The sequence below is a fragment of the Stenotrophomonas sp. GQ19 genome, assembly GCF_059758695.1.
Genome location: NZ_JCAXES010000007.1, coordinates 169,263 through 181,223, shown reverse-complemented (window position 1 = coordinate 181,223; position 11,961 = coordinate 169,263). Strand labels below are relative to the sequence as shown.

The 11,961-nt window shown below is 56.6% G+C and carries 11 protein-coding genes and 1 pseudogene; 8 read left to right on the top strand and 4 right to left on the bottom strand.

The window, feature by feature from the left end:
• Window positions 1-72 precede the first annotated feature (72 nt).
• A complete protein-coding gene (locus tag AC6CHL_RS14380) occupies window positions 73-486 on the top strand; it encodes a hypothetical protein (RefSeq protein ID WP_498294977.1) in 414 nt (137 codons plus the stop codon).
• Window positions 486-3,239, top strand: coding sequence for a KGGVGR-motif variant AAA ATPase (locus tag AC6CHL_RS14375; RefSeq protein ID WP_498294975.1), 2,754 nt, complete (start codon window positions 486-488; stop codon window positions 3,237-3,239). The genes AC6CHL_RS14380 and AC6CHL_RS14375 overlap by 1 nt, the downstream gene beginning before the upstream one ends.
• Before the next feature lie 283 nt (window positions 3,240-3,522).
• On the opposite strand, the pseudogene AC6CHL_RS14370 reads toward AC6CHL_RS14375, so the two are convergent.
• The 3 genes and pseudogenes from AC6CHL_RS14370 to AC6CHL_RS14360 form a co-directional block, all read right to left on the bottom strand.
• Window positions 3,523-3,666, bottom strand: a pseudogene (locus tag AC6CHL_RS14370) (integrase core domain-containing protein); the annotation flags it as partial.
• A 186-nt stretch (window positions 3,667-3,852) separates the two neighbouring features.
• On the bottom strand, window positions 3,853-4,236 hold the full coding sequence (locus AC6CHL_RS14365; RefSeq protein WP_498294973.1) for a hypothetical protein: 384 nt from the start codon (window positions 4,234-4,236) through the stop codon (window positions 3,853-3,855).
• Window positions 4,233-4,796 (bottom strand): hypothetical protein, encoded by a 564-nt coding sequence (locus AC6CHL_RS14360; protein WP_498294971.1) that lies wholly within the window; start codon window positions 4,794-4,796, stop codon window positions 4,233-4,235. Before AC6CHL_RS14360 ends, AC6CHL_RS14365 begins: the two co-directional genes overlap by 4 nt.
• A 1,150-nt stretch (window positions 4,797-5,946) precedes the next feature.
• Between AC6CHL_RS14360 and AC6CHL_RS14355 the strand changes: the two genes are divergently transcribed.
• Window positions 5,947-6,870 (top strand): HNH endonuclease, encoded by a 924-nt coding sequence (locus AC6CHL_RS14355; protein WP_498294969.1) that lies wholly within the window; start codon window positions 5,947-5,949, stop codon window positions 6,868-6,870.
• A 106-nt stretch (window positions 6,871-6,976) separates the two neighbouring features.
• Here AC6CHL_RS14355 and AC6CHL_RS14350 read toward each other — a convergent pair whose 3' ends face one another.
• Window positions 6,977-7,153, bottom strand: a complete 177-nt coding sequence (locus AC6CHL_RS14350) for a hypothetical protein (RefSeq protein ID WP_498294967.1) — start codon at window positions 7,151-7,153, stop codon at window positions 6,977-6,979.
• A gap of 333 nt (window positions 7,154-7,486) precedes the next feature.
• Here AC6CHL_RS14350 and AC6CHL_RS14345 point away from each other — a divergent pair, with 333 nt between their 5' ends.
• The 5 genes from AC6CHL_RS14345 (at window position 7,487) to AC6CHL_RS14325 (ending at window position 11,961) form a co-directional block, all read left to right on the top strand.
• Window positions 7,487-7,786 (top strand): SymE family type I addiction module toxin, encoded by a 300-nt coding sequence (locus AC6CHL_RS14345; protein WP_137191215.1) that lies wholly within the window; start codon window positions 7,487-7,489, stop codon window positions 7,784-7,786.
• A 201-nt stretch (window positions 7,787-7,987) separates the two neighbouring features.
• A complete protein-coding gene (locus AC6CHL_RS14340; RefSeq protein ID WP_498294965.1) occupies window positions 7,988-8,320 on the top strand; it encodes a hypothetical protein in 333 nt (110 codons plus the stop codon).
• Between the two features lie 226 nt (window positions 8,321-8,546).
• Window positions 8,547-9,194, top strand: a complete 648-nt coding sequence (locus tag AC6CHL_RS14335) for a DUF6988 family protein (RefSeq protein WP_498294963.1) — start codon at window positions 8,547-8,549, stop codon at window positions 9,192-9,194.
• Between the two features lie 236 nt (window positions 9,195-9,430).
• Window positions 9,431-11,284, top strand: coding sequence for a PAAR domain-containing protein (locus AC6CHL_RS14330; RefSeq protein ID WP_498294962.1), 1,854 nt, complete (start codon window positions 9,431-9,433; stop codon window positions 11,282-11,284).
• Between the two features lie 5 nt (window positions 11,285-11,289).
• Window positions 11,290-11,961, top strand: coding sequence for a GAD-like domain-containing protein (locus tag AC6CHL_RS14325; RefSeq protein WP_498294960.1), 672 nt, complete (start codon window positions 11,290-11,292; stop codon window positions 11,959-11,961).

Sequence of the window (11,961 nt, the reverse complement as noted above, 5' to 3'; positions counted from 1 at the left end):
GGGCGGCCAGTTGGCCGTCCCCTTTCTTGTATGGATGTGTTCAAGCAATTGTTTCGGCGACAGGAGTGCCGCGTGGTTGATCTGAACTTGAAGGCTTTAAAAAGAAGATCACGAGAGCTGCATGAGTCATACGGTCGGGAAGAGTCGTCCAACCTAGATTCGGCAGCGCTGCTTCTATTTTACTCGGCGGAATGTGGCCTGAAGAGTATTTATATGGAAAGAAACAATTTGCGAGATACTAGCTCAGCTACAATCGCTGCGGGCAGTGCACGCAGCTTCGGCCATAACTTGATGGCGCTAGTGAAGATACTGAATGTTCCTGCATCCAAGGTTGGGCCGCCGCCGACTGCCAAGACTGTGAGGGTCAGCGCTCCCGTTGCAGTGGTCGCGTTGCATGAGGCGTGGAGATACGGAGAGAAGTTGACTCCGACCGAGGATCTCTGCAAATGGCTGGTCTCAATTGTCAATTGGTGCAAGGAGCAGTGATGAATATAACAACGCAGTCCCCTTTGACTTGGATGGATGTCTCTCGCAGGTTTGCGGAGGCATCATATGCTCCTTCCTTCGTGCCACCGTCAGTTATTCGTGTTCGTATTGGATGGTATGGTGTAACCATCGAGTCCGCTTCTGGATTTTCCAGGGGTGATATTGTCTCTTGGCTAAACAGTATGTTTCCTTCGAGAATATTGGAGGAGCCACTAAGGCTTTCGCTTGAAGGGCCGCCTCAGAGCCAAGAGCTTGTAATTGAGCTGGAAGTTATCGAAGAGCCTTTTCATTATCGTCAATCTCTCGGAGTCATTGACGGGGTGATTGACTTCCGCGCACCTGTTAGTAATTACGACGGTATTATTAGAAGATGTCCGGTCGTTGCCGCGCTGAGTGTCAAGGGGGGGACGGGCCGAACTGCCTCGGCGATCTCATTTGCATCAAGCTGGGCTGAGCTAACGGAAAAGCCAGTCCTAATTGTCGATGCTGACATAGAAGCGCCTGGCGTTAGCTTCCTCTTTGAAAAGTCGATGGGCACTCCGAAGGTATCTCTCGAGGACTTAGTCGTTCTCGCACACGCAGAGGACACGCTTGGATCGCCAGAAACCATCGCCTTTGTCGCAGAGCGACTGCGAGATCACAGAGTATCGGGAAACATCTTTGTGTTACCCATTAGGCGTAATCTTGAGGATCTTACCAGTCCGTCGCTTAGGCCCGAGCACCTGTCGAGCACTGAAAGTCCATTTGCATTGGGAGAGATGCTTTCAAGTATTGGCCAGAAGCTAGGATGTGCAGGTGTGGTCATTGACGTGAGGGCCGGCATGGTTCCGCTGGGCGTCCACTTGGCTATGGATCCCAGTGTTTCTCCAATCGTGGTTACTACGCTGTCTGATCAGTCGTTGCGCGCAACGTCCTCGCTTATAAAGTTTGTATCGAGGGAGATCAGGCGCGCAGGAGGGCATCTCCGGAAGCCGTTGCTTATTGTGAATCGCGTGCCATCGATATTTATCGCCAGTGGGCTCGATTCAAAGCTCATCGAACCTCTCGCGGCCGATCTTGTCGCAAGCCTAATCCAGGACCAAGTCGAGGACGTGTCGTCGAAAGATGATGTCTACGATGGCGTCAAGGATCTTGAGCCATTCACTCAAATCGTAGTTCCGGAACTAATAGATCTCCAGGTGTCATCATCTGAGTGGGGGGCGTATAGGCAGCAGATGGCTGGTAGTGGATTTGACCGCCATCTGAGTCAAACTTTTGAGAGTTGGATCAGAGCTGAACTTCAAGCGGAGAACGACATTGGGCAAGGTTCCGATGGCGCACTCTCCAGCGCTCCCCTTGCGCCAGATCAGGCTAGAAAACTCTTGGAGGTCTATGCTGAGCAGCTAATTGCAGCAGAGAACGCCGAAGGTCAAGTTCCCAAGCCTCTCGTCACCCAGCCCCTCGCCGCACTGACAGGTCGCTTTAAATCGGAAGTCCCGATCGCTGTGAGTGAGGGTGGGAAGGGTACGGGGAAAACGTTGGCGGCTCGATACCTGGTGTCTCAGGGGAGGTGGGAAACGGCCGTTTCCCAGTTGCTCGGTGGAGAGGGCGCCGTATCCTCAGCAATAGTGCCAGTCTGCGCGTCCATTCAATCGTCATCGAAGTTTCAGGCTGAGGTAGACGAGGCCCGAGCTCTTTGCGCGGAGTCGTTGTCGCTCCCTCAGCCCATGAAAGTGCATTCGTCAACGGCCTGGCTCAAGGAACAGCTGGCAGTTCCCTGCACCGAACGAGAATGGACCGAGCGATGGTTAGATGTCATCGCCTGGTGTAGCGGCTTTGAAGCCGAAGTCATTGGTGCTGGAGAGCGGTTCCTCCATCATCTTCGAGATAAAAAGCAGTCAATAGTCGCGCTGATTGAAGGGCTGGAAGAGCTTTACGCCACCACTGACGACCCGGGTATTGAAGTGGCTATGCGCGCGGTGCTTGTCTCGCTTCCGCAGAGGCTGCGGTCTGAATCAAAACGCCCAATGGGAATCATAGTTTTTGCGCGGCGCGACACAGTAGAGTCAGCGGTGAAACAGAATCTTGACCAGTACAGGCGCGAGTACGCTCAGTTCGCCTTGTCTTGGGGCGAGTCAGATGTACTTGAGCTGGCTGCATGGCTGGCGACGCAATCTGGGGCGATCCCAGGACTATGGACTTCCGGGTTTAATACAGAATCTTACGAATCTATGGTTGCGAAACTGGACGTGCTTTGGGGGAGAAAGCTCGGGCCGGATGATCTGCCCGGGCGCCGAACCCGAGAGGCATACACTGCAGCCTGGATTGTTGCCGTTCTTTCTGACCTTCGTGGTCGCTTAGTCCCACGTGACCTTGTGAGATTCCTTGCCGGTGCAGCGAAACAGCCGGTTGATCAGGAGGATGTCAGTAATTTTGCGACTCGCCTGCTGTCACCCAGGTCGCTTAAAGGCGCTGTGGAATCTACGAGCACAGAGAAGGTCAAAGAGACGGAAGAGGAAATCAGAGAGCTTGGTCCTATCTTCAAGAAATTCGCAGCAAGCCGGGACCAGGTCGCAGCACCGCTAGGTGCGGATGCTATTCAAAAGATAGGACTTAATCCAGAAGAGATTGGCATTCTTGTGCGTCACGGCATCGTCTATGGAGACGCGCCTCCTTATGAGGTTCCGGAACTCTACCGCCGTGGCCTCGGTTTGCGTCACGCCGGGGCACGTCAAAGCGTAGTGAATCTCTATAGAAAAGCACGCCAGAAATGACCAGGCATTCTTGGGGGTATTTTCAAAAAATGAAATTACTAATGATTGCATCCGCAGGGTGATGTGAGCCGCCCTGTCGCACTCCAATATTAATGGCGCGATCGGGGAAGCCGCGCGTGCGGGGTTATTTTGGATAATTTGGGATGAGCGTCATTTAATTTCCTTTGATTCCTCTCTCAGTCGACGTAGAGGGAGGTCCCTATTCATGACGCCGGGGGCTTTGGGTCATGGACATTCTTTGACCATGCCGATTTGCCCCCGTCTTAAGTGGCGAGCGGGTGTAGAGTTCGCTGCTAATCTTGTCTACCTTGGACGCCAACTGCGCGGTCTGGTGGGCGGGCTTCAGCTCACCAAGCGTTCGTTTAGGTTTTTCCTCGTTGTAGTTGCGTCGCCAACTTTCGATACTTGTTCTAGCATGGAGCAACGTGTGTGTGTGGGGGGGGGGCAATGCTCGGGGCAGTGTTCCCTGATTCGCATACTCGCCTCGGTGTCGCACAGGAAGCCGATGATCCATGATTTATGAATAGTGCCTATTCGTGTCCAATTTACTCGTAGTTGAGGATTTGGCTATAAATAGTGGCACTAATCGATCTAGGGAGGTGGCGTCGCCCATTTAAAGCAACTGCTGCCAACTGGCAGTCTTAATTATTTCGTCGAGTGCGTCGCCTACGCCAAATTTCTTCTCCTTAACTACTTTAAGTAACTCGGTGAATGTTTCCGTGGCCTCTTTAGTGCCAATATCTTTGGCGGAATACCGTACGAAAGTGATGGACTCCCATCGATCATACCCGGAGTCGCTGTCGATGCTGGCGAGTTCTTCTATGGCTTCAGGGCCTGTATAGATAAAAACAGCAATGCCCTCGGCGTTGTCTAGTATTGACCACTTGAACTTATCGTTGTAAACAAAGAAGATCTCATTCGATGAAGACCCTTGGATGGAGTTTGTAATCAATTCCGGCCTTGAGATCATCGCATTAACTGCGGCTACAATTTTCATTGTTTACTTCCCTTCGTGTTATTCGTAAGTTCTTCGAAGTTTGCGTAGTCTAAATGTCTGACAATTTCTCGGAGTTCACTCAATATTGCTCGCTTCTGCGGCTCTGATATTGATCTTCTAGAGGAGGCTGCGTTCTTAATTCGACTGGAAATTTCGGATAGGTCGTGTCTGAGGAATGGACTTCCATCAATCTGACCGCAAATCTCCAGAAATAGGCTTGCAATCTCGGTTGAGTTTGATTGATCCGAAGCATGCAGGCTAGACACTAGCTCAATTTTAATTCTAAGCTCTGACATGCTGTCTCGATGCGCAAAGTTATTGAGCGTCCTAATGAGCGACTTCAACTCTGGGCCGTTTCTGAAGAAAACTAGAATGGCGACGCATGCTGCACCAATGGTTCCAATATCTGCGATTACTTCAATAATTCTGAGTAGCACTTCAAACGCTGATCCAAGCCATTCCATTGACGACCTCGCTATTTTTTTGGAAGTGGCCGAAATGACGGAGCCTTCCTGAAGGTAAGTGCCTTTACTTCCAACTCTATCCCTGTGCGGGGCCACTTTGCTCAGATCCCTATTTCCGCAACACTAATCATAAAACCAAGTTGGCATTGCTTATAACAAAATTTGGAGAGACGCGTTCGATTTGTTTGGCGCGTATCTCGAGTCGCATCGTGACCTCTACTATAACAGCTGCTTAGAACTCACCGAAAGATGACGCGGAAGAGGGGTGATAGGTCCGACTCCTTCCAGCTTGCCGTACTCGAGCTCCGTCAATTCAGGTGGGGCTCCCATAAGTCTTTCTTTTAGCCATCTACGCTGATGGAGTAAAGACCGCAGTAGTTCCGCTGTAAGGATAAACGTGCGCTGCTTCCAACGCATCCACAGCTTTTTATCCTGTGCTCGCGTGTTTTCCGCTGTAGGCTTCGAGCTGTAGGCTGCGGAACTGGCATTGATCTTGACGGCGAACAATGGGGAGATGCCTCCCTCCGCTCTGCCTGAACCTGAACTCACGTTCTTACCGCTGTAGCGGTTGCACTTCCAAATCGTGGCGAGGAGCCCAGCAGCTCAAGCAGCTCGCTGGCGACTTCGGAGCATACGTCGGTGGCAGGGCGAAGGCCTGAAAAGCATAGCTCTTTACGCTGGTCCAGTACCTGGGAGGTTTCCGGCATTATCTAGTCCCGGCCTTGGGGTTACGGAAGTGCATTTGGGGGAGTGCCCGTTAGACACGTACGTTGTTAACTGGATGGTATGCCGCGCACTGCTTCAACTGGCGAGGTTCAGATGCTTCAAGTCCGCCGTATCTGCTCTCCGACTGGCAGTGCTTCGTCGAACTGATAGCGGCCTGGCGACGTGGATTCTTCCGCGCGCGCCAAGTATTACCCTGTTTGAGAGTCGTGATTATCTGTGGCTTGGTGAGCTCTAATGCGACGACGAAAATTCGTGGCTGGAAAATACCGGAAAGCTCCATTTATCGGTCTCTGGCTACTGCGGGAGATTGCCGCCTCACCATTGCAGATGTGTTCCCAGTAACTCGAAAATTGACTATGGGCCATCGCTTACTGCGAAGATATCTGCCAATTGAAGCGCTCGGCTGCGATCAAGCACCCGAACCGCGTCAGTACAAGTCATGGCCTGCCATGCCATAGGCGGGTACTATCCCTGTGGCGCCTGGCATAGGCGCTTCAGATGAAGTGCCTAAGGGGGCCGAATGAAGTACTGGTGGGTAAACCAAAACTTGACGTATAGGCATGAGGTGCATGGAAGCTATCTTTGGTCTCCAAAGCGCACCACAGACAATAGAAAAAACGTTTTCTACGACAACATGCAACTGGTTGCACCAGGCGATGTGGTGCTGTCCTTCGTTGATACGTACATTAAGGCCATCGGCATAGTCGAAGGGCATCACGTCTCTGCGCCCAAGCCTGCCGAGTTTGGCAGTGTCGGCCAGGGGTGGGGAGTGGAGGGCTGGTTTGTGCCAACCGTATTCCACCAACTGCGTCATCCGATCCGTCCGAAGGATTTCATGCCAGAGCTTGTCCCGCATCTGCCAGTGAAGTACTCCCCGCTGCAGTCAAATGGCAATGGGAACCAGGGTGTCTACCTTGCCGCTCTTCCAGAGTCACTAGCGAACGCGTTAATCGCTCGGCTTGGTCACGATGCCTCTGAGATATTGGCTCAAGCCGAAAAGTCAGGGAGGCACAGCGATAGCGCCGCTATCGCTCAGGTGCTCGCAGACGCCCAGCTGACCGCTACGCAACGCAGTCAGGTGATACAGGCTCGAATTGGCCAGGGGCTCTTCAGGTCTCGGGTTGCCGAAATCGAGCTTCGCTGTCGCGTCACCGGTATTAGTGACGAGCGCTTCCTGGTCGCCAGTCATATCAAGCCATGGTCGAAGAGCAGTAATGACGAACGCCTCGACGGGAATAACGGACTTCTGCTTACGCCCCATATCGATCGCTTGTTCGATAAGGGGTATCTGACCTTCGAAGATGACGGAGTAATGCGGATTAGCCCACACCTTCCGGAGCAGGTGCAACTTGCGTGGCTTGAGAAAGTAGATGGCCTTCTGACAGCACTGACACGCGGTCAGCGACGCTACATGGAGTACCACCGCGATGTGGTTTTCAAGTAAAGCACAAAGGCTGGCTTCCTGCAGCCACGTGGCAGGTGGAGGCAAAGTGTAGATTAGTGTGAGTCGTAGCTGTGACGCATCAATCCAGGAGGCTGCCAAGACGTATCTACCCGGCACAGGTCATAGTGCTTCCCCCATATGCCAGTGCCGCCTTGCGGGCCTCCAGATCTTGGTGGCACTCCAGCAGAAAATCATCAATCCCAGCATCCGCATGGTCGATGGCAAAGAACGTCAGCATTGCCTCATCAAAGGCCTCTAACCAGTCCGGATCGATCCGGATCATCTGCTTCCCTCTAGATGAGTCAGAGAGCATGCCGCCACGCCGTCCCAATGCCTGCGACTGAACCGGGCCAGTTGCGTCGCACCGTAGACGCCGCCAACCAACCCCCTCCAGATCAACAGGAACAAGCGATTTCCCATCCTCCGCACCAACGCGCATGGTGTTCATCGGAGCGTAGAAACTCCTCTAGCAGGAAAATGTTGGACGTCTCTTTGTCGGGAGGGTGGCTAATACAACACCCTCGTGGAAATACGCCCGCCGGTTCCTGCTAGACGGTTTCTAACCTCCCGACGCCCTTGCCATCCCGGCAAGGGCAAGCCCTGCAGGAGGTCCAACATGTTGACGCCGTGGGAAGACGAACCCGATGACGCGCGCCCCAAGCGCAAACCCTACGCCCGCCCCGCACGCAGCTATCGCGTAGGCGCGCTGACGTACCCAGACCGCGAAGAGTGCGGTCCCACCGAGATTGTTCCCTACCTCAAGCTGCGCGGCCGCTGGCTGGACAAGCTCGGCTTCGACGTAGGCGCCCGCCTGAAGGTGGAGGCCACGCACGGCATCATCACCCTTACGGTGGTGGAGCGGCCCGTGCCGGTGGTCAAGAAGATCCCCCGCAAGTTGCAGCGCCGCACCGGTTGAGCGCCCGCGCCCACCTGCCGGGTGGGCCGCTGCACGGTCAGTGCCCGCCAGCCCTTGCGGGCGGCCTGGCCGCACAGCCGCAGTGCCTGCCCCGTTTCGGCAGCGCTGCGCTGTGGCAGGCGCAAACGCCAGCACGTCACTGCACGCCCGGTGCAGTGTGGATGCACAACCTGTTTCATAACCCAGCAGTGGGAGGAACGCATGAGCAAGAGTGTCTTCATGCAGTTGGAAATGGCCGCTGGCCTGCGCGCCAGCTTTCAGCACGCGGCGGCGCGCGAACACCGCCCCGCCGCACAGGTGCTCCAGCGGTTGATGCGGGAGTATGTGGTGCGGCAATCGTGTGTGGATGCCGACGCAGAGGCCGGCGCCTTCGACCCGGCCGAGCGGGCGGCAGGCGCGGTGGCTTTGGAGGGGGTGACGGTGGCCGCGTGTGAGCCGGAGGCGGCGCCGTGCTTTGAAAGCGGTGACCGGGATCTGGAGGCGATGGCGGCCCGGCAGCTTGGGTGGCGGTGTTCGCCATTTGGGATGGGTTGAGGGGCCGCGCTGTGGGGGAAGAGCTAGGCTTTCATCAAAAGGTGAGCGCTGATGATGGAAGCCCAGCTCCGCCCCTTCAGTGGGACCAGAGCGGGCGTAAGGCTGGACGGAGCACGCCTGGCCCCTGCATGCTCCGCCGGAGATGGCGCCGTTAAGGCTCTGGCCCCCTGCGAGCCCTGAGCGAAAACTGCGGCCTACGCCCGGTACCGAACAAGGAAGACAAGCTATGGACCAGCTGTTCCGTCGATCATCCTTGCTGTTGCAGAGCGCTCTTGATCTGATCAACCATCCTCTCTACAACGACTCGCAGCGCACCGTAGCCAGTGCGGACGCCTGCCAGTTGGCGATTGACCATGGCGGTGCGTTGCGCTCGCTCCTGGAAGGTCGCTTTGGCACGTCAGCTCCCGCGATGCTGCGTTGCCAGTTCGAAGCGCTAACGCGCTCACTTTGGTTGCTCCACTGCGCGACTGACGAGCAGGTGGAATTCATCATGACCACGGCGATGGAGGGGATGACGTCGGAGGCGCGCCTTCCCATGGCGACCGACATGATGCGCCAGCTGCGTCAGGTGCCCGTTGTAGCCCACCCGCTGGAGCTGCTTGACGAATTGAAAGCCAGCGGATGGAAGGCCATGAACTCCTACGTGCACGGTGGGGTCCATGCCATGCACAGGACACGAGAAGGGTTTCCTCCTGAGCTTGCCATATCCATTCTCAAGCTGAGCAATGGCCTGTCCATGCTGGCGGTGATGCAGCTTGCGGCGCTCACTGGCGTGCCAAAGCTGCAGCGGCTGCTACTTCCTCTGAATGATGCCTACGGTGATTGCCTTCCCATCAAGACCGGGGAGAGTTCTTTGTCCCAAGCCCAGGGTTAGTTGTGCAGCGTTAGACCGTTATGTGGCGGGCGCAGGTTTGCCCACCTGCCGACGGCCTGATTTCCGCAAGATCGACACCCAACTTTCCACCTTCCGAGACTCCCTCTTCGAAGGTAGGAATTCTCCGATAGTACGAAAAGCGTGAGCGCCAACACGCCCGTTACGTGACCGCCGTCACCAGTCCCCCAACAACCCATTGCTAGCCTGCTCCCCACATCAAAAGCCAAGGACCCGGCGTGGGGCGCATTGCAATTGTCGTAGGCGATAGCACCAGCAGTGGCGGCACAGTCCTCACGGGCTCGCCCTTCACCGACATCAACGGTATGGCCGTCGCTCGTGTAGGCGACAAGGCTTTCTGCCCGAAGCACAAAGGTGCGTTCCCCATCGTTACCGGCGATCCCACGTTCATCGTGGATGGCCAGGCGCTGGCCAGACATGGCGACGCGCTGGCCTGCGGGTGCAAGGTGCTGGCGGTGAAGCAGAGCACGGTGTCGGTGGAGTCGGGTGGCGGTGGCGCGGCCAAGGGTGGTGGCGCAGCCGCGGCAAGCCCGGTGGCGCCCGCCGCCGGTTTCGTCGCCCTAGGCACCACCGCCAAGGCGCCTGCAAGTCCGCCGGTCAAGCAGGACATCCTGCTGCATTACCACTACGGTGACCTCGACCGCACCCCGGTGCGCGGTGTGGCCTACCAGGTGATGCTGCCCGACGACAGCATCCGCACCGGCCACCTGGACGACGAGGGCCACGCGCGTATACCCGAGGTCACCGTTGGCCCGGTACAGATGGTGCAGGTGCTGTTCCAGCCTGATGAGCCCGACGAAGACAACGCCCCCATTCTGGCCGCACGCGCGCGACTGAAGGCGGCCCTGGACGCCATCGTCGTGCAGACCCGCACCGACATGGCGCCGGAATGGCAGCAGTGGGACAAGGCCGGCAACGCCTTCCGCTGGGGCCTGCAGCGCGGCAACCAGGCGCTGGGCATGGGGCAGGGCACGTGGGACTACGTGGCCGGCACCGTGGAAACAGCGGTGGACATGGCCGTGCTCATGTACAAGGCCGACCGCGAGCTTAAAGAGTGGACCCGCCTGCTGCTCACCGGCGACCGCGACGGCCTGGACCGCAAGATCGCCGCGCTGCGCGCCACCGGCGGCAAGGTCATGGACGCCGCCAGCGAGGCCAAGGAGCTGTTCAACCTGCTGATCGAGGACCCCGGCATCACCGAGATGCTGCCATCCTTCGGCGTAGCCTGGTGGGAGGCCGTACCGCCCGACGAACAGGAGCGCATCGAGGCCCGCTTCAGCTCACAGATCATGGTGGACGTGGTGGTGTCCATCCTGCTGGCCGCCGTCACCGTGGAATTGGGCGGCGCCGGCGGCTTTGGCTATGCTGCGGCCAAGGCGGGCAACACGGCCGCCCGCGTGGGCAAGAAGCTGCTGCACCTGATGGAAGAGGTGGAGGACGCGTTCAAGGGCCTGGCCAAGGTGCTGAAGACGCGCAAGCGGCGGCAGGCCGATGGCAACCGCACGCCGGATGGTGGCAGGAAGATCGAGACCACGCGGTTGCCGAAGCGGATGCCGCGGAAGAAGCTGCCTTGTTTCAATACGCACAGTCTGCCTGAGTCAAAGTTCCCTGAGATGGACAGGCAGCTGAAGGGCCAGGAGGCTGGACTCAATGATATGAGTGTTGAGGACTACCTGAAGGCTCGCGAAGCATTCGATCCCGATAACCGCGATCGAAATGCCGCGAGAAGGGCGTGGACGGAGTACAAAAATGAGCTTATTGAGAGGAAGACTCAAGAGTATGAGCGTGCCGGAACAAGCACGGCCGAAGCAAAACGTATGGCAAAGCAGGATGCTGAGAACGCACGCAAGGTAATGAATGGCCTTCATACTCCCGACTTGGTAGCCGGTGGGCCAGACAAGATCACTGATTTTGGTGATGCAGAGGTGAATCAGACAATCGGTCGGCAGTGGAACAACCCCAAGAAGGGGCAGTCCTCTCGTGTAGACGAACTCGACGCCGCCGCAGCGAGGATTCCAGTGGGCGAGCGCGGCAAGACAAAAATGAATGGCGGCTTGGAGCGTTGCAAGTGATAAAAATGGTCGATAAGAATTACGAGTACTTCTATCGGGATGAGGGCTTTGGTCCATCCATGGACCAGAGAGCTGTCGATGATTCAAAGCTCCGTCGCTACGAGAGCAAGCTGCCTTCGCGTCTGTTGGAGTATTGGCGGGAGTATGGTTTCGCCGGTTACGGCGAGGGGCTGTTCTGGATGACCGATCCCGATGAGTACGCCCTTGTCCTTGAGCAATGGATCAAAGGCACGCCGTTTGACGGCACTGACAAGTACCACGTCATTGGCAGAACCGCGTTTGGCAAGCTATTCATCTGGGGGGAAAAGACCGGGCCATGCATGAAGATACTGCCCGCTTGGGCAATGATCTTCCCCCGCAGCACGCCAACGCCGATAGCGCCGGAGGAAGCTGACTTCCTCATCGCGACTTGGCTGTCCGGAATGGACAAGGAGAATTTGGATGAAATGGATGAGAATGAAGATCCCCTATTCAAAAGGGCCCTGCGGACGCTTGGGAAACTTGAAGTAGATGAGATCTACGGTTTCGTGCCTGCTTTGAGCATCGGGGGCGCGGCCAGACTCAACCACCTTCAGCGAGTGAAAGCGATCGAGCATCTGACATTGCTAGCTCACTTGGGTCCACCGCAAGTCATGCGCGACGTCGTGAAGGAGGCCAAGGATGCGGGGCTTTGGTAG

Bases quoted from the DNA above. Each gene is read 5' to 3' on its own strand.
- AC6CHL_RS14365 (WP_498294973.1), bottom strand. From the start codon at position 4,236: ATGAAAATTGTAGCCGCAGTTAATGCGATGATCTCAAGGCCGGAATTG.
- AC6CHL_RS14375 (WP_498294975.1), top strand. From the start codon at position 486: ATGAATATAACAACGCAGTCCCCTTTGACTTGGATGGATGTCTCTCGC.
- AC6CHL_RS14340 (WP_498294965.1), top strand. From the start codon at position 7,988: ATGAGCAAGAGTGTCTTCATGCAGTTGGAAATGGCCGCTGGCCTGCGC.
- AC6CHL_RS14325 (WP_498294960.1), top strand. From the start codon at position 11,290: ATGGTCGATAAGAATTACGAGTACTTCTATCGGGATGAGGGCTTTGGT.
- AC6CHL_RS14350 (WP_498294967.1), bottom strand. From the start codon at position 7,153: ATGATCCGGATCGATCCGGACTGGTTAGAGGCCTTTGATGAGGCAATG.
- AC6CHL_RS14355 (WP_498294969.1), top strand. From the start codon at position 5,947: ATGAAGTACTGGTGGGTAAACCAAAACTTGACGTATAGGCATGAGGTG.
- AC6CHL_RS14345 (WP_137191215.1), top strand. From the start codon at position 7,487: ATGTTGACGCCGTGGGAAGACGAACCCGATGACGCGCGCCCCAAGCGC.
- AC6CHL_RS14335 (WP_498294963.1), top strand. From the start codon at position 8,547: ATGGACCAGCTGTTCCGTCGATCATCCTTGCTGTTGCAGAGCGCTCTT.